This window comes from Acidovorax sp. JHL-9 (assembly GCF_000426205.1).
Classification (GTDB): domain Bacteria; phylum Pseudomonadota; class Gammaproteobacteria; order Burkholderiales; family Burkholderiaceae_C; genus Acidovorax; species Acidovorax soli.
Genome location: NZ_AUEX01000019.1, coordinates 1 through 25,075, shown reverse-complemented (window position 1 = coordinate 25,075; position 25,075 = coordinate 1). Strand labels below are relative to the sequence as shown.

General features: G+C 64.0%; 24 protein-coding genes and 1 rRNA gene. 8 read left to right on the top strand and 17 right to left on the bottom strand.

Annotation, left to right across the window (positions count from 1 at the left end; translation table 11 throughout):
• Window positions 1–64 precede the first annotated feature (64 nt).
• Both aroC and K225_RS0113055 read right to left on the bottom strand, forming a co-directional pair.
• Window positions 65–1,162 (bottom strand): chorismate synthase, encoded by a 1,098-nt coding sequence (aroC, locus tag K225_RS0113060; RefSeq protein ID WP_026436838.1) that lies wholly within the window; start codon window positions 1,160–1,162, stop codon window positions 65–67.
• Between the two features lie 125 nt (window positions 1,163–1,287).
• Entirely contained in the window at window positions 1,288–1,743 is a 456-nt protein-coding gene (locus K225_RS0113055; RefSeq protein WP_026436837.1) for a CBS domain-containing protein, read from the bottom strand.
• Window positions 1,744–1,839: 96 nt separating this feature from the next.
• On the opposite strand from K225_RS0113055, the gene K225_RS0113050 reads away from it, so the two are divergent.
• Together K225_RS0113050 and K225_RS0113045 are read left to right on the top strand one after the other, a co-directional pair.
• Complete coding sequence (locus K225_RS0113050) at window positions 1,840–3,150, top strand: O-acetylhomoserine aminocarboxypropyltransferase (protein WP_026436836.1); 1,311 nt, start codon at window positions 1,840–1,842, stop codon at window positions 3,148–3,150.
• Between the two features lie 2 nt (window positions 3,151–3,152).
• Entirely contained in the window at window positions 3,153–3,962 is an 810-nt protein-coding gene (locus K225_RS0113045) for an alpha/beta fold hydrolase (RefSeq protein WP_026436835.1), read from the top strand.
• 62 nt (window positions 3,963–4,024) lie between these two features.
• Here the strand turns inward: K225_RS0113045 and K225_RS0113040 are convergent, their stop codons facing one another.
• Both K225_RS0113040 and K225_RS0113035 read right to left on the bottom strand, forming a co-directional pair.
• On the bottom strand, window positions 4,025–5,410 hold the full coding sequence (locus K225_RS0113040; RefSeq protein ID WP_026436834.1) for an FAD-binding oxidoreductase: 1,386 nt from the start codon (window positions 5,408–5,410) through the stop codon (window positions 4,025–4,027).
• Window positions 5,411–5,831: 421 nt separating this feature from the next.
• Window positions 5,832–7,082, bottom strand: a complete 1,251-nt coding sequence (locus K225_RS0113035; RefSeq protein WP_026436833.1) for a YhjD/YihY/BrkB family envelope integrity protein — start codon at window positions 7,080–7,082, stop codon at window positions 5,832–5,834.
• Between the two features lie 310 nt (window positions 7,083–7,392).
• Here K225_RS0113035 and K225_RS0113030 point away from each other — a divergent pair, with 310 nt between their 5' ends.
• The 5 genes from K225_RS0113030 to K225_RS0113010 all read left to right on the top strand — a co-directional run bounded on the left by K225_RS0113030 (window position 7,393) and on the right by K225_RS0113010 (window position 11,778).
• On the top strand, window positions 7,393–7,809 hold the full coding sequence (locus K225_RS0113030; RefSeq protein ID WP_026436832.1) for a DUF2069 domain-containing protein: 417 nt from the start codon (window positions 7,393–7,395) through the stop codon (window positions 7,807–7,809).
• A 48-nt stretch (window positions 7,810–7,857) separates the two neighbouring features.
• Entirely contained in the window at window positions 7,858–9,279 is a 1,422-nt protein-coding gene (locus K225_RS0113025) for an FAD-binding oxidoreductase (protein WP_026436831.1), read from the top strand.
• Window positions 9,276–10,349: a metallophosphoesterase gene (locus K225_RS0113020; protein WP_026436830.1), complete on the top strand. Its 1,074-nt coding sequence runs from the start codon at window positions 9,276–9,278 to the stop codon at window positions 10,347–10,349. The genes K225_RS0113025 and K225_RS0113020 overlap by 4 nt, the downstream gene beginning before the upstream one ends.
• A gap of 89 nt (window positions 10,350–10,438) precedes the next feature.
• On the top strand, window positions 10,439–11,284 hold the full coding sequence (locus K225_RS0113015) for a thymidylate synthase (RefSeq protein ID WP_034712664.1): 846 nt from the start codon (window positions 10,439–10,441) through the stop codon (window positions 11,282–11,284).
• Entirely contained in the window at window positions 11,284–11,778 is a 495-nt protein-coding gene (locus tag K225_RS0113010) for a dihydrofolate reductase (RefSeq protein ID WP_026436828.1), read from the top strand. Before K225_RS0113015 ends, K225_RS0113010 begins: the two co-directional genes overlap by 1 nt.
• 4 nt (window positions 11,779–11,782) lie before the next feature.
• On the opposite strand, the gene K225_RS22205 is transcribed toward K225_RS0113010, so the two are convergent.
• Window positions 11,783–11,989: a hypothetical protein gene (locus K225_RS22205; RefSeq protein ID WP_155885270.1), complete on the bottom strand. Its 207-nt coding sequence runs from the start codon at window positions 11,987–11,989 to the stop codon at window positions 11,783–11,785.
• A gap of 36 nt (window positions 11,990–12,025) precedes the next feature.
• Here K225_RS22205 and xth point away from each other — a divergent pair, with 36 nt between their 5' ends.
• Window positions 12,026–12,802 (top strand): exodeoxyribonuclease III, encoded by a 777-nt coding sequence (xth, locus tag K225_RS0113000; protein WP_026436827.1) that lies wholly within the window; start codon window positions 12,026–12,028, stop codon window positions 12,800–12,802.
• A 128-nt stretch (window positions 12,803–12,930) separates the two neighbouring features.
• On the opposite strand, the gene K225_RS0112995 is transcribed toward xth, so the two are convergent.
• From K225_RS0112995 to rrf, 12 genes are all read right to left on the bottom strand, one after another.
• Window positions 12,931–13,881, bottom strand: coding sequence for a PA2169 family four-helix-bundle protein (locus K225_RS0112995; protein ID WP_026436826.1), 951 nt, complete (start codon window positions 13,879–13,881; stop codon window positions 12,931–12,933).
• Window positions 13,882–14,107: 226 nt separating this feature from the next.
• A complete protein-coding gene (gene ntrC, locus K225_RS0112990) occupies window positions 14,108–15,715 on the bottom strand; it encodes a nitrogen regulation protein NR(I) (RefSeq protein ID WP_026436825.1) in 1,608 nt (535 codons plus the stop codon).
• A 40-nt stretch (window positions 15,716–15,755) separates the two neighbouring features.
• A complete protein-coding gene (gene glnL, locus K225_RS0112985; RefSeq protein ID WP_034712679.1) occupies window positions 15,756–16,778 on the bottom strand; it encodes a nitrogen regulation protein NR(II) in 1,023 nt (340 codons plus the stop codon).
• Between the two features lie 68 nt (window positions 16,779–16,846).
• A complete protein-coding gene (locus K225_RS0112980; protein WP_026436823.1) occupies window positions 16,847–17,350 on the bottom strand; it encodes a hypothetical protein in 504 nt (167 codons plus the stop codon).
• Window positions 17,351–17,561: 211 nt separating this feature from the next.
• On the bottom strand, window positions 17,562–18,977 hold the full coding sequence (gene glnA / locus K225_RS0112975; RefSeq protein ID WP_026436822.1) for a type I glutamate--ammonia ligase: 1,416 nt from the start codon (window positions 18,975–18,977) through the stop codon (window positions 17,562–17,564).
• 167 nt (window positions 18,978–19,144) lie between these two features.
• Entirely contained in the window at window positions 19,145–19,969 is an 825-nt protein-coding gene (locus K225_RS0112970; RefSeq protein WP_026436821.1) for a molybdopterin-binding protein, read from the bottom strand.
• On the bottom strand, window positions 19,966–20,871 hold the full coding sequence (locus K225_RS0112965; protein ID WP_026436820.1) for an EI24 domain-containing protein: 906 nt from the start codon (window positions 20,869–20,871) through the stop codon (window positions 19,966–19,968). The genes K225_RS0112970 and K225_RS0112965 overlap by 4 nt, the downstream gene beginning before the upstream one ends.
• A gap of 59 nt (window positions 20,872–20,930) precedes the next feature.
• Window positions 20,931–21,968 (bottom strand): sterol desaturase family protein, encoded by a 1,038-nt coding sequence (locus tag K225_RS0112960; RefSeq protein WP_369794861.1) that lies wholly within the window; start codon window positions 21,966–21,968, stop codon window positions 20,931–20,933.
• Between the two features lie 60 nt (window positions 21,969–22,028).
• Window positions 22,029–22,841, bottom strand: coding sequence for a polysaccharide deacetylase family protein (locus tag K225_RS0112955; protein WP_026436818.1), 813 nt, complete (start codon window positions 22,839–22,841; stop codon window positions 22,029–22,031).
• A 4-nt stretch (window positions 22,842–22,845) separates the two neighbouring features.
• On the bottom strand, window positions 22,846–23,784 hold the full coding sequence (locus K225_RS0112950) for a YncE family protein (protein WP_026436817.1): 939 nt from the start codon (window positions 23,782–23,784) through the stop codon (window positions 22,846–22,848).
• A gap of 216 nt (window positions 23,785–24,000) precedes the next feature.
• Window positions 24,001–24,750 (bottom strand): 16S rRNA pseudouridine(516) synthase, encoded by a 750-nt coding sequence (locus K225_RS0112945; RefSeq protein ID WP_026436816.1) that lies wholly within the window; start codon window positions 24,748–24,750, stop codon window positions 24,001–24,003.
• A 108-nt stretch (window positions 24,751–24,858) separates the two neighbouring features.
• A 5S ribosomal RNA gene (gene rrf / locus K225_RS0112940) occupies window positions 24,859–24,971 on the bottom strand.
• Window positions 24,972–25,075 lie beyond the last annotated feature (104 nt).

The following is a 25,075-nucleotide window of genomic DNA, read 5'->3' as shown; positions in this document are numbered from 1 at the left end:
CCGCACCTGGCATCCCATCGCGCAAAGACCGCTGCGCGACCCCTGGAAGATCGTCAACAGGCTCTTACAGCAATGAAGCCCGAATGGGCGGCACGCTGGCCACCACATCGGCACACTGGGCGCGGTGGCGCAGGGCGTGGTCCATCACCACCAGGGCCAGCAGCGCCTCGGCAATGGGCGCGGCGCGGATGCCCACGCAGGGGTCGTGGCGCCCCTTGGTGATGACCTCGGCGCTGTGGCCGTGGATGTCGATTGATTCGCGCGGGCTGATGATGGAACTGGTGGGCTTGATGGCGATGCTCACTTCCAGGTCCTGCCCGGTGCTGATGCCGCCCAGCACACCGCCTGCGTGGTTGCTGCGAAAACCGCCGGGGCTCATCGAATCACCATGCGTGGTGCCGCGCTGGGCCACGCTGGCAAAGCCGGCGCCGATCTCCACGCCCTTGACCGCGTTGAGCCCCATCATGGCGTAGGCGATGTCGGCATCGAGCTTGTCGAACAGGGGTTCGCCCAGGCCCACCGGCACGCCCGTGGCCTGCACGCGGATGCGGGCACCGCAGGAATCTCCGGCCTTGCGCAAGGCGTCCATGTAGTCCTCGTATGGCGCCACATCGGCCACCGGCGCAAAGAAGGGGTTGCCAGGTACATGGTCCCAGCTTTCGAACGGGATGGGCAGCTCGCCCAGCTGCGTCATGCAGGCACGAAACTGCACACCATATTGCTGGGCCAGCCACTTCTTGGCCACTGCGCCGGCCGCCACCGTGGGCGCCGTGAGGCGGGCTGACGAGCGGCCGCCACCGCGCGGATCACGGATACCGTATTTGTGCCAGTAGGTGTAGTCGGCATGGCCGGGGCGAAAGCTCTCGGCGATGTTGCTGTAGTCCTTGCTGCGCTGGTCGGTGTTGCGGATCAACAGGGCAATCGGAGTGCCGGTGGTCCGGCCCTCGTACACGCCCGAGAGGATTTCCACCGCATCGGGCTCGTTGCGCTGCGTGACGTGGCGGCTGGTGCCGGGGCGCCGCCGGTCCAGATCGGCCTGGATGTCGGCCTCGGAGAGCGGCATGCCAGGCGGGCAACCGTCAATCACGCAGCCAATGGCCGGGCCGTGGGATTCACCAAAATTGGTGACTGCGAATAAGGTGCCGAAGGTGTTGCCGCTCATGGCGCTGGATTATCCCAGAGCCCGGCACTTGCCCCGCAATGCAGGCGGCAAACCCGTCGCTCTCAAAAAATAGCTGCCAGCGATTTGCCAGCAGGCACTGCCGCCTTATTTCACCAAAAAATCTCTCAAACCACCGGACGCGCGTCTTCGTCCGGCCAGTCGCGAATGTAGGCCTTGAGCATCTTGTTCTCGAAGTTCTGGGCGTCCACCACGGCCTTGGCCACGTCGTAAAAACTGATCACGCCCATGAGCATCCTGCGGTCCATCACCGGCATGTAGCGCGCGTGGCGGTCGAGCATCATGCGGCGCACCTCGTCCATGTCGGTTTCGAGCGTGCAGGTCAGGGGGTGGTCGTCCATGGCCGAACGCACCAGCATGCTGCCGATGCTGCCGCCATTGCGCACCATGGCCTGGATCACTTCGCGAAAGGTGAGCATGCCCACCAGGTCGCCCAGCTCCATTACCACCAGCGAACCTATGTCTTTTTCCGCCATCACGCTCAAGGCGACGGCAATGGTTTCGTCCGGTGTCACGGTGTAGAGGGTATTTCCCTTGACGCGAAGGATGTCGCTGACTTTCATGGTGTGCTCTCCGAGGGCGCGTGGGGCGCAACAGGCTGGTTCTCGGCAAATATAGCCCACAATGCCCGGCTGATCTGACAACCCTGGAGACACAAGATGCCCGGTTACTCCGACCCCGGCTTTGACACGCTGGCGCTGCATGCAGGCGCCGCACCCGACCCCGCCACCGGCGCGCGTGCCGTGCCCATCCACCTGACCACCTCGTTTGTCTTTGAATCGAGCGACCATGCCGCCTCGCTGTTCAACCTCGAACGCCCGGGCCATGTGTACAGCCGCATCAGCAACCCCACCAATGCCGTGCTGGAGCAGCGCGTGGCGGCGCTGGAAGGCGGCGTGGGCTCGATCGCCGTGGCCAGCGGCCAGGCCGCGCTGCACCTGGCCATTGCCACACTGATGGGCGCGGGCAGCCACATCGTGGCCAGCACGGCGCTGTATGGCGGCTCGCAGAACCTGCTGCACTACACGCTGGCGCGCTTCGGCATCGAGACCACCTTTGTGCAGCCCGGCGACATCGACGCCTGGCGCGCCGCCGTGCGGCCCACCACCAAGCTCTTTTTTGGCGAAACCGTGGGCAACCCCGGCCTGGATGTGCTGGACATCCCCACCGTGTCTTCCATTGCGCATGAAGCGGGCGTGCCGCTGCTGGTGGACTCCACCCTCACCTCGCCCTGGCTGATCCAGCCGTTCGAGCATGGCGCCGACCTGGTCTACCACTCGGCCACCAAGTTCCTCTCGGGCCACGGCACCGTCATCGGCGGCATCGTGGTGGACGGCGGCAGTTTCGACTGGGACGGCCCCCGGTCGCAGGGCAAGTTTGCCGAGCTGACGCAGCCCTACGACGGCTTTCACAACATGGTGTTCACCGAGGAGAGCACCGTGGGCGCGTTTTTGCTGCGCGCGCGCCGCGAAGGCCTGCGCGACTTTGGCGCCTGCATGAGCCCGCACACGGCCTGGCTCATCCTGCAGGGCATCGAAACCCTGCCGCTGCGCATGGCGCAGCACATGCGCAACACCGAAAGGGTGGTGGAGTTTCTGGCGGCACAGCCCTTTGTGGCCCGTGTGGGCCACCCCATGCTGGCGTCGCACCCCAGCCATGCGTTGGCGCAAAAGCTGCTGCCGCGCGGCGCCGGCTCGGTGTTCAGCTTCGACCTCAAGGGCAACCGCGAGCAGGGCAAGAAGTTCATCGAAACCCTCAAGGTCTTCAGCCACCTGGCCAATGTGGGCGACTGCCGCAGCCTGGTGATCCACCCGGCCAGCACCACGCATTTCCGCATGAGCGACGAGGCCCTGTCCAATGCGGGCATCAGCCAGGGCACCATCCGGCTGTCGATTGGCTTGGAAGACGCCGACGACCTGATTGACGATCTCAAGCGCGCACTCAAGGCCGCCGAGAAAGCGGGAGCCTGACCATGCACATCCAAGTCAACGGTGCCCCGATTTATTGCTACACCGGTGGCAAAGCCTTCGATGCGGCCAAGCCCACGGTGGTCTTCATCCACGGCGTGCTCAACGACCACAGCGTGTGGGCCCTGCAAAGCCGCTACATGGCCCACCACGGCTGGAATGCGCTGGCCGTCGACCTGCCCGGCCACTGCCGCAGCGGTGGCGATGCCCCGGCCAGCGTGGAGCAAGGCGCTGCCTTTGTGGCGGCGCTGCTCGACGCCCTGGGCATTGAACGCGCCGCACTGGTGGGCCACAGCTGGGGCTCGCTGATTGCGCTGGAAGCGGCGGCCCAGCTGGGCCCGCGCGCAAGCCACCTGGTGCTGGTGGGCACGGCCTACCCCATGAAGGTGTCACCCGCGCTCATCGAATCGGCGTTGAATGCGCCCGAGAAGGCGCTGCGCATGGTCAATGTGTTCTCGCGCAGCACGCTGGCACCGCCATCGGGTGCGGGCTTCTGGGTGTTTGGCGCCGGCATGGCGCTGGGCCGCAAGGTGCTGCGCAGCAACCGCGAGGTCAACCTGTTCCACCGGGGCTTCGTGGCCTGCGACAGCTATGCCCACGGCGAGCAGGCCATGGCGCAGCTGCAGTGCCCGGTGCTGTTTGCACTGGGTGCGCAAGACCAGATGACCGCTCCCAAGGCCGCGCAGGGCCTGATCGCCATGGCCCGCACCGCCGGCAAGGTCGTGCAGGTGGTCAGCCTGCCCGTGGGGCACAACCAGATGACCGAGGCGCCCGATGGCACGCTGACGGCCATCCGGGATTTTTTGAACGCATGAGCACGCCGCCTGCTTGATTCCAAAGCAGCTTTTTTGCCGACCTGCCCCACCGAGGATCGCGTTCAGGCGGGTCGGATATTCTGGTTGGTGCTGAACAGGTTGGCGGGGTCGTACCGGCGCTTGATCTGCACCAGCCGCTCGTAGTTCTGGCCATAGGCTGCCTTCACCCGGTCGCTCTCATCGTCGGTCAGAAAATTGACATAGACACCGCCGCTGGCATAGGGCGCCGAGGCCTTGAAGAAGTCGCGCGCCCAGCCCATGCCACGCGCGTCATCGGCCGAGTCATCCCAGCGGCCGTGAACATTCATGACGAAACGGGCATCCCGGTGGGCATAGGCGGTGGCATCGGGCGCAGGCTCGGTGGTGGCGCCGCCAATGGCACCGAAAAATATCTCGCACTGGGAGGACGGCAACCTGGCGATGTAGTCGATGACGGCATCGAACAGTCCGTCCTTGAGTTCCAAGAAATTGTGTGACTTCCAGTAGTTGCGTGCACCGGGCGTGAGCAGCGGATCAAAGGCTTTTTGCCAAGCCACGTAGGGCATCACGTCAACATGGGAGCCAGCCGGTGTGCCAAAGCGGTACAGCGGCTCGACCAGCGCTTTTCCCGGCACGGGGTCGCCGCTATAGAGCAGCGCCAGCACGACCACCTCTTTGCCATGGACGCTTTCGGGCAGGAACGGCAGCGGCGGCGCCTTGCGCAAAACGACCCAGACCGACAGTTCGTCAGGCGCCTGGTCCATGAATTCGCGGTACTGCTGCAGCACCCGTTTTGCCTCGGCAATCGGAAACACGATCAGCCCAGCCAGCAGATTCGGGCCGACGGGATGCAACCGGAACTCGAAGCGCGTCACCACACCGAAATTGCCACTGCCGCCGCGCAGCGCCCAGAACAGGTCTGGATGCTCGGTGGCGCTGGCGTGCAACACCTCGCCCGCCGCCGTCACCACTTCGGCAGATTCCAGGTTGTCGATGGTCATGCCGTATTTGCGGCTGAGCCAGCCAAAGCCGCCGCCCAGCGTGAGGCCGGCGACGCCGGTCGTGGAGTTGATGCCCAGCGGCGTCGCCAGGCCGTGGGCCTGGGTGGCGGCATCAAAATCCGCCAGTGTGGCACCGCCTTCGATGGTGATGCGGCGCGCGTCGGCATCCACCTGCGCCGACCGCATCTCCGACAGATCGATGACGATGCCATCGTTGCACAGAGCGCTACCGGCAATGTTGTGACCACCGCCGCGCACGGCCAGCGGCAAGCCCTGGTCGCGCGCAAAATTCACCGCATGCACCACATCCGCGGTGGTCGTGCAGCAGACGATGGCTGCAGGGTGCTTGTCGATCATCGCGTTCCAGACCTTGCGCGCGGCTTCGTAGGCATAGTCATCCGGCAAAATCACCGGCCCCTGAAGCCCCTCTTTCAACGCCCGCACCTGCTGGGTTTGCAAATTTTTCATGACCTTCTCCTTCGCTGCGGCTGAATTCGCCCCTTGCACAAAGGATGGAGCAAGACCGACCGGTCGCTCCTGATCAGTGGCGTGAGAAATTTACCGCTGGTGCGGTTTAGCACTACGCCGCAGCCTTTGCAAGGCAATCCGCCATCCGGAATAAAGACTTACTTGATTTACCAGTTCCTGCTCAACAGGTCCATGGGTCATTTTTCAAAATGCAGTCTGCGAGCCAGAACCGGTTGTTCAGGCGCCGCCAGCAAGGCCTGCAGAAACCCGCGAAACGGCAGCAGGATGCACCCGGCAGTGCCGCGATGGGCTGGCCAGGCCTGCGCAACGACGCAGAACACCTTTACCGGACAGCTGCGCACTACGCAGTTGAATACGCGACTCCATCGCCATCCGGCGCTTTTTCCATAAACGCCAGCGGCTATTCTTTTGGAAGCACATCCGACAGATGCAACTGCGCCAGCCCGGCGCTGCCCCACAGTGGCTCCAGGCGGTCGGTGCGGTCGAGCAGCAGGCGTTGCAGCAGGGGCTCCAGCAGGGTGGTGCCGGGGTCGGCCAGCAGCACATAGCGCGGCTCGGGGTCGTCGGCAGCGCTTTGCGCCGGGTCGCTGGTGCGCCCCACCCAGTCGAGCGCCGTCAGGGCGTCGAGCACCGGCGCCAGCTGCAGCACATCCACGCGCAGCAGCTGCGCCAGCTGGCTGGCACGCAGGCCTTTGCCGATGTGGCGGCGCGCGCGCTGCAGCTCCTGCAGCACCTCCACCGCCAGCTGAAAGGTCCAGCCCGGCACCTTGCCGCGCCGGGCCACACCCGCCAGCAGGCTGGGCAGGTAGGCCACCACCACCGCCCCCAGCAGCACGATGACCCACGCCACGTAGATCCAGACCAGCAAAATGGGCAGCGTGGCAAAGGTGCCATACACCACCGAATAGGTCGGAACCTTGCCCAGGTAAATGGCCAGTACCTTCTTGGCCAGTTCGATGCACACGGCCACGAACAGGCCGCCAGCCCAGGCGTGGCGCCACTTCACGGGCGTGTTGGGAACATAGTGGTAAAGCGCCGCCATGCCGGCTGCCAGCACGAAGAACTCGATGGAGTCGAACAGCAGGCGCACGCCATCGGGCACGGCCCGCACCAACCCGCCCGAGGCCGACATCACATACGAGGTGAGCGCCAGGCTGGCGCCCAGCACCACCGGCCCCAGCGTGATCGCGGCCCAGTAGATCAGCACCCGCTGCCCCAGCGGCCGCAGGCGGCGCACGCGCCAGATGTTGTTGAGGGTGCGGTCGATGGTCAGGATCAGCGCCAGCGCCGTCACCAGCAGGATGCTGAAGCCCGCCACCCCCAGCCGGCTGGCCTGGGCCGCGAACTGCGTGAGGTAGCCCAGCACCTGGCGCGAGATGCTGTCGGGCACCAGACTGTCCACCAGCCAGCGCTGCAGTACCTCCTGCAGCTTGCCGAAGATGGGAAACGCCGTGAAAACGGCCAGCGCCACCGTCACAAACGGCACCAGGGCCAGCACGGTGGTGAACGTGAGGCTGCTGGCGGTCAGGCCCAGGCGGTCTTCACGAAAGCGCTCGCGCAGCGTCTGGGCGGTGGTTTTCCAGGGAAAGTGCGACAGCTCGGCCAGCAGCGCCTGCAAGCGCTGGACCACGGTCTGTGGGGTCAAGGACATGGCCGATATGATCCTGGGGCCGTTAGGAGCCTGTCGGACTTGGAAATCGTCGGCTGCAAATTGGCCGCAGCGGTCCATTTTTTACCGTCTTTTTGCCCCATAGCCATGCTATGGGGCTGCAAATCTGGCAAAAACTGTTCTCGCTGGGGCCAATTTTCGCTATCGACGCTCCAAGTCCGACGGGCTCCTAAGCTGATGAAAAAACGCTGCATGGATGCTGCCGATTTGTGCTGAGATCGAGCGCGCATTGTGGCCCCAACCGCCTGGCTTGAGCGCAATCCGCGCCGTCCCCCTCCCGACCACCTATTCCATGAATTCATCCCGCCCCTCTCCTGACAATGCCGTTGCCGCCACCCGCTGGCTCGCCGCAGGCAGCCTGCTGGCGCTGATCGCCCTGAGCCTGGCCTGGGAGCTGGTACTGGCCCCGCTGCGCCCCGGCGGCTCGTGGCTGGCGCTCAAGGCGCTGCCGCTGTGCATTCCACTGGCCGGCATCCTCAAGAACCGCATGTACACCTACCGCTGGGTCAGCCTGGTGATCTGGCTGTATTTCATCGAAGGCGTGGTACGGGCCTGGGGCGACACCCGCCCCAGCTCCTGGCTGGCAATGGGCGAGATCGTGCTGTGCGTGGTGCTGTTCACGGCCTGCACGCTGCATATACGGCTGCGCCAGCGCAACGCCCGGGCCCAGGCACAGGCCAATGCCGAAACCACAGCCATAGCGCCCTGAGACCGCCCTCTGCGCACCCTTCACTGTTCACCTGAAAGAGTCCTCCCCATGTCCCCCCTGCTCGACACCTTGCGGCGCATTGTGGGTGCCGCCCATGTTCTGACCGACGGCGACCTGAGCGCCTGGGAACAAGACTGGCGCCGCCGCGAGCGCGGCAAGGCGCTGGCCGTGGTACGCCCGGGCAACACCGATGAGGTGGCAGCCGTGGTGCGCGCCTGCGCCGCCGCGGGCACCGCCATCGTGCCGCAGGGCGGCAACACCGGCCTGGCCGTGGGCTCGACGCCGGATCTGTCGGGCACTCAGGTGGTGCTGAGCCTTGCGCGCATGAACGCCGTGCGCGACCTCGACAAGGACAACCTGACCCTGACGGTGGAGGCCGGCTGCATCCTGCAGAACGTGCAGGACGCGGCCGACAAGGCGGGGCTGCTGTTCCCCCTGTCGCTGGCGGCCGAGGGCAGTTGCACCATTGGCGGCAACCTGGGCACCAATGCCGGCGGCACCCAGGTGGTGCGCTACGGCAACGCCCGCGATCTGTGCCTGGGCATCGAAGTGGTCACGCCCCAGGGCGAGGTATGGAATGGCCTCAAGGGCCTGCGCAAGGACAACACGGGCTATGACCTGCGCAACCTGCTTATCGGCAGCGAGGGCACACTGGGCGTCATCACGGCCGCCACACTCAAGCTGTATCCCAAGCCCGCTGCGCAACTCACGGCCTGGGCCGCCGTGCCCTCGATGGAACATGCCGTGGCGCTGCTGGGCCTGGCACACCAGCACCTGGGCGCGGGGCTCACGGGGTTTGAGGTGATGGGGCGCTTTGCCTTGTCGCTCGTGCACAAGCACATGTCGCAACTGCGCGTTCCCTTCATCGACCAGGAAGACGTGCCCTACGGCGTGCTGCTGGAAAACTCGGACAGCGAATCCGAGGACCACGCCCGCGCACGCTTCGAGGCGCTGCTGGAGACCGCCTTCGAGGCCGGCTGCGTGACCGACGCCGTGGTGGCCGAAAACCTCACGCAGGCGCACAACCTGTGGCATATCCGCGAGAGCATCCCGCTGGCGCAGGCCGAAGAGGGGCTGAACATCAAGCACGATATTTCGGTGCCCATTTCGCGCATTCCGGCCTTTGTCGCATACGCCGACGCGCTGATGGTGCGCGAGATTCCGGGCGTGCGCCTGGTCAACTTCGGCCACCTCGGTGACGGCAACCTGCACTACAACGTGCAGGCCCCCGAGGGCGGCGACGCCAAGGCCTTCCTGCGCGAGCAGGAAGACCGGGTGAACCACCTCGTCTACGAGGCCGTGGCGCAGTTCGGCGGCTCGTTCTCGGCCGAACACGGCATTGGCGCGCTCAAGGTGGAGAAGCTGGAGCAATACCAGTCGCCCACGGCACTGGGGATGATGCGCGCCATCAAGGCGGCACTGGATCCGCAGGGCATCATGAACCCGGGGCGTGTACTGGGCGCCGCATGAGTCTCATCCAGGCACTGCCCTCGGGAGCACTCGACATCGTCGGCGACATCCACGGCGAAATCGATGCGCTGGAACAGTTGCTGCCCCACCTGGGCTACGACGCCCAGGGCCAGCACCCGGGTGGCCGCACGCTGGTCTTTGTGGGCGACTTCTGCGACCGGGGCCCCGACAGCCCCGCCGTGCTGATGCGTGTGGCGCAGCTGGTGGCCAGCGGCCGCGCTGTGGCCGTGATCGGCAACCACGAGATCAACCTGCTGCGCAACGACGCCAAGGATGGCGCCGGCTGGTACTTTGATGCGCGCCTGGCCTCCGACGAGGGCAAATATGCGCCCTTTGCGCGCCCCACGGCCGGCGAGCGCGCGGCCATCGTCGCCTTTTTAAGCACCCTGCCAGTGGCGCTGGAGCGGCCAGACCTGCGCATCGTGCACGCCGCATGGCTGCCAGGCCAGATCGCTGCCGCACGCCAGTTGCCGCCCGGCAGCGTCCGCAGCGAATACGACCACTGGGAAGCCGAGGTGCGCCGCCAGGCCCAGGACGGCACGCTCGCCCGGCGCATGGCGGCCGAGCGCCAGCAATGGCCGCACGACCTCGAAGACCCGCTGCACAAGCCGCCCTTTCTGCAGGCCCATGCCGACAACGAGCTGCTCAAGGCCATGCTCAACCCCCTGAAGGTGCTGACCTCGGGGGTCGAACGCCAGGGCACCGATCCCTTTGTTGCCGGCGGCAAATGGCGCTTTGTCGAACGCATGGCCTGGTGGGACAGCTACACCGACGCCACCCCCGTGGTGGTGGGCCACTACTGGCGGCGCCCCGTCGTGGCCGCGCCCGACACCCTGGGCAGCTTGACGCCCGAAGAAGCCGGCCTGTTCGGCCACATCCCGCCCTTTGCCTGGCACGGCCAGCGCCACAACGTGTTTTGCGTGGACTACTCGGTGGGCGGGCGCTGGCGGGCCCGCCAGGCCGGCATGCCCCACGACCCGCAATACCGGCTGGCCGCACTGCGCTGGCCCGAGCGCACGCTGCTGTTCGAAGATGGCACAGAGGTGGCCACCACAGGGTTTGGCGCCTAGCCCCAGGGACCGCCCGGCCATCGGTGGCACACTACCGGGCTCGGCGCCACCGCGGGCCGCCGCCTGTCAAACGCCAGTTTATTTACCCCATGACTTCTACCCCTCACCTGCGCCCCGTCCGCTCGCAATACGAAGACTTCATGCGCCATGTGTTCACGCACGGCGTGGACAAGGGCGACCGCACGGGTACCGGCACCAAGAGCGTGTTTGGCCACCAGATGCGCTTTGACCTGCGCGAAGGCTTTCCGCTGGTCACCACCAAGAAGGTGCACCTCAAGTCCATCATCGTGGAGTTGCTGTGGTTTCTCACCGGCTCCAGCAGCAACCTGTGGCTCAAAGAGCGCGGTGTCACGATCTGGGACGAATGGGCGCGTGCCGACGGCGACCTCGGCCCGGTGTATGGCGTGCAGTGGCGCAGCTGGCCCACCCCCGATGGCGGCCACATCGACCAGATCAGCCAGGTGATAGACACCCTCAGAACCAACCCCGATTCGCGCCGCATCATCGTGAGCAGCTGGAACGTGGCCGAGCTTTCCAAGATGGCCCTCATGCCCTGCCATGCCTTCTTCCAGTTTTACGTGGCGCCGGCCACCACGCCCGGCGGCAAAGGAGTATTGAGCTGCCAGCTCTACCAGCGCAGCGCCGACATCTTCCTCGGCGTGCCTTTCAACATTGCGTCATACGCCCTGCTCACGCACATGGTGGCGCAGCAGTGCGATCTGGAGGTGGGTGACTTCATCTGGACCGGTGGCGACTGCCACATCTACAGCAACCACACCGAGCAGGTGCAGACGCAACTGGCGCGCGCCCCCTACCCCTACCCCACGCTGCGCCTCCAACGCCGGCCCGACAGCATCTTCGACTACCAGTACGAAGATTTTGAAGTGCTGGACTACCAGTGCCACCCCGCCATCAAGGCACCGGTGGCGGTGTGATGGAAATCGCCCTCATCTATGCCTGCGCCACCAACGGTGTCATCGGCAAGGACGGCACCATGCCCTGGCACCTGCCCGAAGACCTAGCGCATTTCAAGCAGCTCACGCAGGGCAGCCCCGTCATCATGGGGCGCAAGACCTGGGACTCGCTCCCGCCGCGCTTTCGCCCGCTGCCGGGGCGCAGCAACATCGTCGTCACACGCCAACCAGACTGGAGTGAAATCGGCGCTCAGCGCTCGTCCAACCTGCACGAGGCGCTGCAAGTAGCAAAGCAATCCAATCCCACCACCGTGTGGGTCATCGGCGGCGCGCAGATCTACGCCCAGGCCCTGCCCCTGGCCCACCGCGTGGAAGTGACCGCAATCGCGCAGCGCTTCGACGGCGACGCCTACGCCCCCGAACTCGGCCCCGAATGGCGGGAAACCACGCGCGAAGAGCACACCAGCGCCAGCGGCCTGCCGTTCGCCTTTGTGCGCTACGAGCGCCGGGGCTGAACGCCTACGCCGGAGCGCCCACGATCACGCAGGAAGCCCTGAAGATCGCCGCGGCCGTGCCGCCCACGGCCAGCCCCAGCTCCATGCAATTGCCGTGGGTGACGATGGCCGCCACCGAGCCGCCACCGCGCAGAGTGCAGGCAGCCGGAGAAATCCGCAGCCATCCCCAGCTGGCACGGCATCGCCCGAGCGGAGTGCGGTCAGACGACAATGGCGCACCTTCACGGCTTCCCATAGAGAATCAACGATGCAGATCGCCACCTGGAACATCAACTCCCTCAGCGTGCGCCTGCCCCAGGTGCTGGCCTGGCTGGCCGCCCATCCGGTCGATGCACTGTGCCTGCAGGAGCTCAAGCTCACCGACGACAAGTTTCCGCACGATGCGCTGAAAGAGGCGGGCTATGAAACCGCGGCATTCGGGCAAAAGACCTACAACGGCGTCGCGATCCTGAGCCGCCACCCGCTGCGCGATGTGGTGCGCAACATCCCCGGGTTCGGGGATGAGCAGGCCCGCGTGATCGCGGCCACGCTGGATACGCCCACGGGCCCCCTGCGCCTGCTCAACGGTTATTTCGTGAACGGCCAGGAGCCAGGCTCGGAAAAGTTCGCCTACAAGATGCGCTGGCTGCAGGCCCTGCAGGACATGGTGCGCGCCGAGATGGCGGCCCACTCCCGCCTGATGCTGGTGGGCGACTTCAACGTGGCGCCGGAAGACCGCGACTCCTACGACCCCGTGGGCCTGCGCGAGACCATTCACCACACCACCGAAGAGCGCAACCACTTCCAGGCCCTTCTGGCCCTGGGCCTGACCGACGCATTTCGCCTGTTCGAGCAGCCCGAAAAAAGCTACTCATGGTGGGATTACCGCATGCTGGGCTTCCAGAAGAACCGGGGCCTGCGCATCGACCATATTCTTGTGAGCGAAGCCCTGCGCCCCGGTGTGACTGCCTGCGTGGTGGACCGTGCCCCGCGCAAGAATCCGCAGCCCAGCGACCATGCGCCGGTGGTGGTCACGCTGGCCTGAGCGATCTGCCAAGCCCGATGCCGGGTAAAACGCCCCCATCGGTAGGTGCCGGGGCAACAACGAAAAAGGCTGCAAGGTTTTCACCTGGCAGCCTTTTGGCTGTACCCATTCAACGGCAGACGGTGGGATCAGCGCTGTGGCGAAAAACTGTCGCGAAGCGTGCGCACCTCGTCATGGTTGCGCTGCGCCCCCTGCGCCTGGCGTTCCACCAGTGCGTGGACACCAACGGGCAACGCGGTCTTCAACGCCTTGCGATAGCGGGCCACGGCGGCATCTTCGCCACGCTCGCACTCTTCGAGCACGGCCTTGTCATCCCGTGAGGACAGCGCCGCTTTGAGCGACACCCAGCCGCGGTGCAACGCTCCGGCCACCGTGCCACCCGAAGCTGGCTCGCCGTTGAGGCGCCGGATCTCATGCTCCAGTTCCATGGCGGCCGCGGCGCATTCGCGCGAGTGGCGCTCAAAGATACTTTTGAGCGCACCCGACTCGGCATGCTCCGCACAGGCATGAAAGCCATATTCACCATCGTGCGCCGATTCCAGCAGGTCATTGAGCACATCAACCACGTCTTCGTTGCCGATGATCCCATCCGGGGAGCGGTCACCGGGGACCTGGCGGTTGACCGAGGCCCGCTCCCAGGCGGCACGCGTGGCGGGACGCACATCGGTCCACGCCAGGCCATCGGCGGCGTGGCGGGCGCGCCAGTCATCCGCCAGGCGCGGTTCGATGACGTCAAAGTCACCGTCGTACCGCCCCACCGACGACCAGCCCAGTTCGTACGCGGGCCGGTAGTGGTCATATGTGCGCCCGCCCACGTAGTAGGGCTCGCGGTCATAGGCCACGCGCCAGTAGGCGTCTTCGGCCGAGGGGTTCACGGCTTCGGCAGCGGCTTTGCCTGCCAAGCCGCCCGCCACCGCACCCGCCACACCCCCAATGGCAGCCCCGACGGGGCCTCCGAATGCACCTGCGGCAGCACCTGCTGCGGTGCCACCCATGGCAGCCCCCACACCGGTTCCGACGGGGTGGGCACCGGGCTCATGGGTCAAAGGGTCACGGTTGGCATCGTTGAAATCCGACATAGGAAATCTCCGGTTGGTTGGCAGTGACTTCATTGTTGAAGCAAGCACCGGAGCTGCAGGTCAGCCCATGGAGGACCTGCGTGTAGGACATCGGCCAGCACCCGGCCTGGGGTCTTGGCGCATCAGGCGCCGATCTTTTGGCAAAAGCCGCGCCACCCACCTTCACCAGATGAGTTCTCAATGCAATTGCGGCCAGCGCAATCTCATCAAGCGCTAGCGGCCATTTTCATGCTTCATCCGGGGCATCCAGCCCCAGTTCCTGGATCTTGCGGGTGATGGTGTTGCGCCCAATGCCCAGCCGCTGCGCGGCCTCCATGCGACGGCCATGGGTGGCCAGAAGGGCCGTGCGAATCAGGCGCGACTCGAAACGCCGCGTCAGTGCATCCCACACCTCGGGCTGGCCCCCAGCGAGCAGCCTTTGCGCTTCGGTTTCCAGCGCTTGCTCCCAGCTGTGGGCAGTGGCAGCAGCATCAGCCGACCAGGACGGCACTGCCGCGGTAGGGTGCAGCCCACCCACCATTTCAGGCGGGGGCTGCTGCGCCAAGGGCGCCTGCACCGCGGGTGCCACAGGGGTCTGCGGCGCTACCGGCATCGATGTCACCGTGGCCGCAGCAGGTTCAGCACCCACCGTTGCCCGCACGGGTGGCTGGTACACGGGGACCTCGAGCACTTCGGGCGGCAGGTCCTGCAGCGAGATCACCTGGGCAGGAGCCATCACCGTGAGCCAATGGCAGATGTTCTCCAGTTGCCGCACATTGCCCGGAAACGCGAACTGCTCCAGCCGCGCCAGCGCCGAGTCGGCAATGCGCTTGGGCTCCACACCCAGCTGGCGCGCACTTTGCTGCAGGAAGTGGCGCGTGAGCATGGGCACGTCTTCATGCCGCTCGCGCAGCGCGGGCAGGCGCAGGCGAATCACGTTAAGGCGGTGGAACAGGTCTTCGCGGAAACCGCCTTCCTTGACGCGCTGCTCCAGGTTCTGGTGGGTGGCGGCGATCACGCGCACATGGGCCTTCACGGCCGCATGGCCACCCACGCGGTAGAACTGGCCATCCGACAGCACGCGCAGCAGGCGGGTCTGCAGATCAAACGGCATGTCGCCGATTTCGTCGAGAAACAGCGTGCCGCCTTCGGCCTGCTCGAAGCGGCCGCGCCGCTGCGTCTGTGCGCCGGTGAAGGCGCCACGTTCGTGGCCGAAGAGTTCGGACTCCAGCAGGTCCTTGGGGATGGCGGCCGTGTTGATGGCGACAAAGGGGCCGTCTGCAACCGGCGAGTGCTTGTGCAGCGCACGTGCCACCAGCTCCTTGCCCGAGCCAGATTCGCCTGTGATCAGCACCGTGACCTGGCTCTGGCTGAGCCGGCCGATGGCGCGGAACACATCCTGCATCGCGGGCGCCTGGCCCAGCATTTCGGGAGTGTCGGCCTGCCGCTCTTCCGTCACTTCTTCGCGCTGGCTCTCTTCGACCGCGCGGCGGATCAGCTCTACCGCCTTGGGCAGGTCGAACGGCTTGGGCAGGTATTCGAACGCTCCACGCTGGAAGGCCGACACAGCGCTGTCCAGGTCGGAGTACGCCGTCATGATGATGACGGGCAGGCCGGGCTGCAGTTCGCGCACTTTTTCGAGCAGTTGCAGGCCCGAGCCACCAGGCATGCGGATGTCGCTCACCAGGACCTGGGGGCTCTGGCGTGCGGTGTCACCAACGGTGACATCTGCCAGGGCATCCAGCACTTCGCGGGGGTGTGTGAAACTGCGCGTGGGCAGGTTCTCGCGGGCCAGCGCCTTTTCCAGGACGAAGCGGATCGAGGGGTCGTCATCTACTATCCAGATCGGCTTCATGTGTTTTTATACCTTCACTGTGGTTGCGTGTCAGGGGACCTCAGGGCAAGGGAATCAGGATGCGGAAGTCGGTGCGACCCGGCACGCTGTCGCATTCGATCAACCCATGGTGTCGCTGCACGAAGGTTTGCGCCAGCGTGAGCCCCAGCCCCGATCCCCCGTCCCGTCCCGACACCAGCGGGTAAAAAATCCGCTCTTTGATGGCATCGGGCACGCCCGGTCCGTTGTCGATGACATGCAATTCCAGTGCCAGCCGATAGCGCTGGCGGCCAAACGTGACCTGGCGGGCCACGCGGGTGCGCAGCGTGATCACGGCATCGCCCGCCGCCATGCGTTCTGCCAGTGCCTGCGCGGCGTTCTGCACGATGTTCAGCAAGGCCTGGATGAGCTGGGCACGGTCACCGCGGAACTCGGGGATCGAGGTGTCGTAATCGCGCAGCACCTTGAGGCCCTGCGGATGCTCCACCAGCACCAGCGAACGCACGCGCTCGCACACCTCGTGGATGTTCACGTCACCCACCAGATGCGGGTGCCGGTGCGGCGCCAGCAGCCGGTCCACCAGGCTTTGCAGTCGATCGGCCTCATGGATGATGACCTGGGTGTATTCGTGGAGCTCGCGGCTTTCAAGCTCCATTTCCAGCAATTGCGCGGCGCCCCGAATGCCACCGAGGGGGTTCTTGATCTCGTGGGCCAGATTGCGGATCAGCTCCTTGTTGGCCTGGGCCTGATCCAGCAGCCGCTCTTCACGGTCCTGGCGGGCGTGTTGCTCCAGCGGCCACAGCTCTACCAGGATTTCACCCACCTGTTCGGCATCGGCCACATTGACATGCACGGGCACAGGCTCCTGGTGCAGACGCTTCAAGCTGGCCTCGTAACGCAGCGCTGCAAAATCCTTGCCACGCGCACCGGACAATGCCATCTGCAGCAGGGTGGGGTCGGTAAAAAAGGTCGAAAAATCCACGCCTTCCAGCGTGCGCCGCGACAGGCCCAGCGTGTTTTCCAGGGCCGCATTGGCAAACTGCACGGCACCGTCCGACCGCAGCACCGCCACCAGGGTGGACATGAGGTCCAGCGAGTGAAAGCGCTCCGTTTCTGCCACCAGTGAATCACGCACCGAACGCTCCACCCTGCTTACTTTGCACTGGTGGCGGGGGCGAGGCGGGCCAGTTCGCGCCGGATTCCGGCCAGGTCGCTCTCGCTGCGCGCAACACTCGCCTTGAGTTCGGCCGTGCGCTCCATGTAAATCTGGGGATTGCGCAGCTCCAGCGCACTGCGCACGGGTGCGCCGTCGTTGTATTCCTTCAGCAGCTCGGCGTGGCGTGCCTCGGCCTTGCGCAGTTCGGACTCCAGAATGGCACGGGCATCGGCATCGCGGGCGCGCTGATCGTTGTTGTCCACGCGGGGTGCTCCGGCCGGTGAGGCCGTGGTGGTGGTCGGCGCGACAGCGCCCGAAGTCTTGGGGCGGCTGCCCTGCACCACCGTCACATTGCCGCCTTCGACCAGCTTGCAGCCGCGCTCCTTGGCCTGCGTGGCGTTATTGGTGTATTCATTGCCGCAACGGTAGATGCGGTCTTGAGCCCAGGCCGCGGGCGCCATGGCGGTAAAAACCAGGAGGATAGTGAGCGATTTATTCATGAGGTCTCTCGCACATGCAATGCAGGGGTGTGCTGTTGAGTATCCCCTAATCACAATACATCGCCAATTCACCACCCGCTGACCCACGGGCTATTGTGGGAGGATGGCACCGATGAAGGCGCAGCGCCCGCGCATGCCCTCTCGCCTCACCCGCCCCAAGAAAAAAGGCGGCTCGCGCCGCCTTGGGATGCAATGGCCTGCGGGCAGGCGATTACAGCGAGTAGTACATGTCGTACTCGACCGGATGAACCGCCATGCGAAAACGCGTGACTTCGCCCATCTTCAGGTCAATGTAGGCGTCGATCATGCTGTCAGAAAACACGCCACCCTTGGTCAGGAAGCCGCGATCCTTGTCCAGCGCTTCCAGCGCCTGGTCGAGGCTGTGGCACACGGTGGGCACCAGCTTGTCCTCTTCGGGAGGCAGATGGTACAGATCCTTGGTGGCAGCTTCGCCGGGATGGATCTTGTTTTCCACACCGTCCAGACCCGCCATCAGCAGCGCAGCAAAGCCCAGGTAGGGGTTCATCAGTGGATCGGGGAAGCGGGCTTCCACGCGGCGGCCCTTGGGGTTGGCCACGTAAGGAATGCGGATCGAGGCGGAACGGTTCTTGGCCGAGTAGGCCAGCTTCACCGGCGCTTCGAAGTGCGGCACCAGGCGCTTGTAGCTGTTGGTGCCTGGATTGGTGATGGCGTTCAGCGCACGGGCGTGCTTGATGATGCCGCCGATGTAGTACAGCGCAAAATCCGACAGACCGGCGTAGCCGTCGCCCGCAAACAGGTTCTTGCCATCCTTCCAGACCGACTGGTGCACATGCATGCCGGAGCCGTTGTCACCATGGTAGGGCTTGGGCATGAAGGTGGCGGTCTTGCCGTAGGCGTTGGCCACGTTGTGGATCACATACTTTTGCAGCATGGTCCAGTCGGCGCGCTCGACCAGGGTGCTGAAACGCGTGCCGATTTCGTTCTGGCCGGCACCCGCCACTTCGTGGTGGAACACTTCGACCGGAATGCCCAGGGATTCGAGAATCAGCGACATCTCGGCGCGCATATCCTGCGTGCTGTCGACAGGAGGCACGGGGAAGTAGCCGCCCTTGAGGGTGGGGCGGTGGCCGCGGTTGCCGCCTTCCAGCTTGGAACCGGTGTTCCAGGGTGCTTCGTATTCTTCGATTTCGTAGAAGGTATGGTTGGGTTCGGTGCTCCAGCGCACGCCATCGAAGATGAAGAATTCGGGTTCGGGACCAAAGAATGCGGTATCGCCCAGGCCAGAGGCCTTGAGATAGGCTTCGGCGCGCTTGGCAACCGAGCGGGGATCGCGGTCATACGACTTGCCATCGCTGGGCTCGATCACGTCGCAGGTCAGGATCAGCGTCGTTTCTTCGAAAAACGGATCAATGTTGGCCGAATTCGGGTCAGGAATCAGCTGCATGTCGGAGGCTTCGATGCCCTTCCATCCGGCAATCGAAGAGCCATCAAAGGCATGGCCCGAAACGAACTTGTCTTCGTCAAAATGCGAGACGGGCACCGTGGTGTGGTGCTGCTTGCCACGGGTATCGGTAAAGCGGAAATCCACGAATTTGACTTCGTTTTCCTTCACCAGCTTCATCACGTCTGCAACGGTCTTGGCCATCAGGTTCTCCTGGGTAAAGCGCTTGTTAAAAAATCTGCCAAACGAAAAGCAGTTTACGTGCCAGGCGAGTGCGATGACTGCACTCGGACGGAGCATTCAGGGCAAAACCAAAGAATCCCCGGCACGCAACATCACCAAAAATGTGCATATCTGCATTCGCAATATGCTCAACGCAAATTTCGCACCAATTCTGGGCCACAATTTGCACCAACATTGTGCAGCCCTGCCTGCAAGTCCGCCCAGGCGGCGGGAACCGCTGCGGCAGGCCCCTTCACGCCCAATTCTATGTGGCGCCCATATTGTGGATGATCAACGCTGGGCAGGCTGAAGACCCGGATTCCGGGGTGCTCCTGCTCGATGCGCTCCATCAGCGGCGTCAACGCCGCCTCCATGGCGCCAAAGACAATGACGGACCGCTCGGTCTGGGGGGACCGATTGAAAAGATGCGGGTATTCGTGGTCCAGCACCCATTCGATCATGGGCCACGCCATCACCGGGAAGCCGGGCACAAAATGCACGGCCCCACCGCCGGGCCCATGGCAGCTGAAGCCAGGGATCTTGTTGTAGGGGTTGGGCACGATGCGCGCGCCTTCTGGGAACACGCCCATGTTGAGCCGCTGAACATTGTCTGGCCGGTCTGCCGAGTAGGGCACGCCCTGCTCGCGTGCGATGTCTTGCATGCGCTCCCGGATCAGAACCTCGGCCTGCGGGTGCAGCACCAGCCCAACACCCAGCGCCCGCGCCGCGCACTGGCGCGTGTGGTCATCGGGCGTGGCACCGATGCCGCCGCACGAGAAAACGATATCGGCCGTGGAGAACGCACGCCGCAAGGTGCTGGTGATGCGCTCGGGGCTGTCGCCCACATAGTCGGCATAGGACAAGGCCAGCCCGCGCGCAGACAGCAACTCGATCACCTTGGGCATGTGCTTGTCGGCACGCTTGCCGGAAAGAATTTCGTCACCCACGATGATCAGACCAATATGCGAACTCATGGCAATTTGTGCTCCGAAATGAAGGTGTCGGGGGGCGCATCCGGCGTGGCTGCAATGGCCAGGGCGGCCTGATCGCCGCCAGACGCCGCCGGAGGCGACGGCGCACTGCCCTCCGATCGCAGGCGCTCCAAAGCTGCAAGGCAATAGTGGGCAAACCACAGGGACGAGAAGGCAAAAACGAGTGTGTAGATCCAGATCGCCAGCGGCACCAGTATGAAAAATGCAGCAGCAAACACCACTCCGGACGCCCATACGAGACTGGGCGCTGCGCCCAGATAGCCGGTCAACACACCGATTCCCAGCAGGCTGGCTCGGTGGCTGCGCAAAATCTCCCAACGCTCTTCCTTGCTGGCATGCTCGGCCAAGGCATCGAACGCCATGACACGGTAGGTCAGCCAGCCCCAGATCAGCGGCGGCAGCACCAGCACCAAGGGCGGCACCAGCCACAGCGGCACCGACACCACCAGGGCAATCAGCGCCAAAAGGGTGGAGCCCAACGACCACATGGTGCTGGCCCAGAAAGAGCCGCCCTTCTTGCGCTCAAGATGGGGAAACCGATGCTGCGCGACCAGGATGACCAGGGCAGGCGTCGTCAGCAGGGCGACCGCCAGCAGAGAGATCATGACCAGCACCGGCGCGGCGGCCAGAATCACCAGGAGCGGCGCCATCACCGCAGTCACGTCGCCGATGCCCCAGGCATGCAGCCAGCCCCAGAAGGTTGCCAGCAGCGCCGAAGACTCCAGCAATGTACGCATGCCCCGTACAGCGCCATCCCAATAGAAATACCCCAAGGCGCCACCCAAAACCCCGATCAGCAGCAATGGCACCATCGACAGCAAGATTACACGGGGGCGCAGGCAATACACTGCCGCGCGCCAGAAAGAATCGACCATGAGTCCCATGTTGGCAAGCATACCTTGACTGCCCCAAAATCGGTTCAACAGGCGGTCTGAACGCGGATTCAGGCCTTTCCGACCAGCCGCAGCAGGCCGCGCCATTGCTGTGACCAGAAACCACTGCCGTAGTCGCGCAGGCGCCCCTGCGGATCGGGCTCCACCTGGTCTCTGACGCCCGTGGGGTCGTATCGGACAGCGAAATCAGCAGTGCCAAACATCATGTCCCACCAAGGCAACAGCACGCCAAAGTTATGTCCGCCCAACACCTCCTTGCGCACTGCGGGTGGCAACTGACCTGGGGCCTTGTCGGCCCGTGGGGTGGATGGCGGCAACGCAGGGACGGTTTCATGGCCAAAACCGATGGTATGGTGCCGCCGATGAAACCGGGGGCTGATCCACAGCCTCTCACCCCAGCGGCCAAACCAGATGCGCAGGTTGGCGTGCTGGAAACTCTCGCTGAGCTGCGTGATCGCCACGATGGCGATGAATTGCCCCGGTGCGACACCGATGGCCTGCGCAACGATCACGAGAAGCGTGTCCCGGAGCACGTCGTCGAGCAGGTGGTTGCGGTTGTCGCTCCACATGGTCATCTGGCGCTGCGCATGGTGCAGCGAGTGCAGCCGCCACCACCAATCGAAATGGTGCTGGCCCCGGTGCAGCCAGTAGTCCACGAAGTCGAAAACCACCAGGTAAAGCAGCAGGCTGACCCATGGAATATCCGTCACCCCGGGCCACAGGCCATCGAGCTGCAGCGTGCTGATGCCAAACACCCGGAGCGTGCCAAACAGCATGTCCATCAATGGGGCAATGGCAAAGAACAGAAGCACCCGAAACAGCCCCAGCCGGTGCAGCAAGGTGTAGAGCATGTCGGTACGAACGGTCGCCCGGTCGGTGATGGGCTCCACGGGACGCCAGCGCTGCAAGGGACCGAATACCGCCACGATGACCACGAGCTGAAGCAGGCCCACCAGCAGCCAACCCGTGGCCTCGTACCCATTTTCCAGCAGATTGCCCAGTCCCAACGCAAAGAGCAAAGGCTGCAGCGTGGACTCGAACAAGCACTGCTGCACCCCATCGAAGGCATCGGCCCACCACTCCATCATTTCACCCCTCTGTCGTTGTTCTGCGCATGGTGCTGAGCGAATGCAGCGGCAGTGCCCAGGTCAGCGCACCTGCCCGGGCGCGTAATCCGGGTGCTCCCGCAAGGTGTGAAAACAAAAACCCTTCGCCTTCAGACCCACGATCAAGGGCTCCAGCACAGCCGGGGCCCAAGCGTCCTTGCGTGACCAGATGCCCAGGTGCGCCATCAGGATGTCTCCACTGCGTATTCCTTGCAAGGCCTTGCGCAGCAGTGCTTCATTGCTGAATTTTTCGCTGGGCAACTCATCCCCCAGAAACCCCGCCGGCGACCAGCCCACATGGGTGTAGCCACAGGCCTTGGTGCTGGCGAGCAACTGGGGCGATGTCTTGCCACCCGGCGCCCGAAACAGGGGCAATGGCTTCTGGCCGGTGAGGGCCAGCAGCCGATCCGCGGCACGGGCAAGCTCTTCGCAATATTCTGGTGCCCCCATGGTGAACTCCTGTCCCTGGCGCGGACCGACCGAGGGTCGCACGCGAAACGCAGGTGTGGCCGCATCGCCCAGGTCGGCACGCCAGTAAACGTGGTTCCAGGTGTGGGAAGCAAAGGCGTGGCCTTCGCCCCCGCGGGCGCGCCACCATGCCGCCCAGTGCGATCCAAGACTGCCATCACCCTGCCTGGTGGGTTCCTGCGCGGCAAAAAAGGTCACCTTTACCTGCTGGCGTTGCAGCACATCCGCAATCAGTGGAGCCACCTCCATGTGGCCCGTGTCGAAGGTGAGATAGAGCGGTTTTTTACAATCATTTTGAGCGCCAGCGCTTACAGGAAAGGCGCCAAACGCTATCAAAATAAAAGCATTCGCCGCCGCCCCCAACCACCGCATGAGCACGCCGCACATCACGTCACCGGGGCGCGTGCTGCAAGGTCCAGACGCCATGGGGCGATTTCCCCACGGCCACTTGCCGCACCACCTTGCCGACCTGGGTATCCACCACCGAAAGCTTGCGCGCCCAGCGCGAGCTCACATAAATCCAGCGGCCGTCGGCAGACACATCCATGCAGTCGGGCCCTCCTGGCACGGGATAGGTTGCCACCACCTCTTGCGTGCCCATGTCGATCTTGCTGATGGAGTTGGCCACGCGGTTGCTGACATAGAGGTGGCGACCATCTCCCGCAGCCCGGAAGGCGTGGGCACCATTGCCGGTGGTGATCTTTTTGATGCTGCGCGGCTCACGGCCGGAAATATCGAAGACCTCGACGCCGTCGCTGCCCGTCAGCCCGACAAAAAGACGCCGATCGTCGCCGCTGCCATACACATCTGCGGGCATGGCACCCGTTTTCGTGCGCCATTTGATGGTTTGCGTAGCGATGTCCATCGCCACGAGTTCATCACTGTCCTGCATCGACACGTAAACCGTGGTGCTGCGGCTGTCTATCCACATATGGCTGGGTGTGCGAGAAGTGGCCACACGTTTCACCAGCACGGGCTCGCTTCCGTCCCAACGGTAAAAGTCCACATGGTTGAGCCGGTTGGCCGCCGTGATGAGCCACTTCATGTCGGGCGTGAAGCGCAGATGGTAGGGATCGACGATGCCCCGGACCGTGCGCTGCACCTGCGCCGTTCTCGGATCCACAAAGGTCAGGGTGTCGCCCAGGGCATTGGCAACGATCAGCGATTTTTCGTCCGGGGTCAGGTACAGATGGTGCGGCTCCTTTCCTGTGGGAATTCGCACGGTTTCAGTCCAGGTCACGGGATCGATCACGCTGACATTGGCCTCCAGCGAATTCAGGACAAAAACAGGGGGAGGGGCAGGCGTTGCAGCATGGGCGAAAGACAACATGAACCATGCCAACGTGGCGTAACCGCACACATGAGAAAAAATCTTCACAGGAACCCACTTTCAAAGCTGCAAGGAAGTTTAGCGCTGCGCAACCCCATGTATTCAACCCAAGGCGTAAAAAATGCGCGTACTGGCCACGCATGAATTGGGCAACCGCAGCAAAAAGGCAGCAAACGAAATGACCGTCTCGCCTGACGTTGTCCTGCAGACACGAGTTCAAGGCACGGAGGTCAGCCTCAACAAATCCTCATCAGACAACCATCTCCACTGACCGGGCGCAAGATCAGAGGGAAGGTCCAGCGCGCCAATGCGCGAGCGATGCAATTGCTCCACCCGATTGCCCACGGCAGCCAGCATGCGCTTGACCTGATGGTACTTACCTTCCGTCAGGGTGAGATCCAGGCTATGGCTGTCCACGAATGTGCACGCGGCGGCCCGCACAGGTTTGGGATCATCGTCAAGCACCACGCCTTCCAGCAATTTGGCAATTTGCAATTCATCCACCGGATGCTTGGCCCTTACCCGGTATATCTTCGGAACATGCTTTTTAGGTGAACTCATGCGATGGATGAATTGCCCATCGTCACTGAGCAACAGCAGACCCGTCGTATCTTGGTCAAGACGACCGACAGCCTGCACACCTTGGATAGCACTCTTGCACGGCCTCTGCCGCAGCGGCGCTGGCAGCAAGGTGTAGATGCTGGGGTAAGTTGACGGTTTCTGCGAGCATTCGGTGCCTGCAGGCTTGTGCAGCATCACATACGCTTTGGCGTGGTACTGCCACTCCACACCTTGAATCCGCAAACGCAGATCGGCGGTATCGAATTCCAGCGAGGCATCCGTACAAGGGCTAAAAGAAGCGCCTTGGCCCAGGCGTGCCGTCTCCACCCAGCCATGCTGAACCAGGCCCGCGCAAACACGACGGGTACCAAACCCTTGTGAATACAAAATATCTTGAAGTTGCATTACCGTGTGCGGACAGTTTCCCGCCTCCATAAGACACGAATATGTTTGCTGCCAGAAAGCAGAAACGCCCCACTCAAATGCTGAGTGGGGCGTTACTGGGCTGTAAGAGCCTGACGATGACCTACTTTCACACGGGAACCCGCACTATCATCGGCGCAAAGTCGTTTCACTGTCCTGTTCGGGATGGGAAGGAGTGGTACCAACTTGCTATGGTCATCAGGCATAACTTGTTGCTGGGCAGTTGCTGGGAACTACCTGGCGAATTCATAGAGTCTGGAATCAGATTGTGTGTTTTTTGACTGCGTCTAACTTGGCATAACAGACT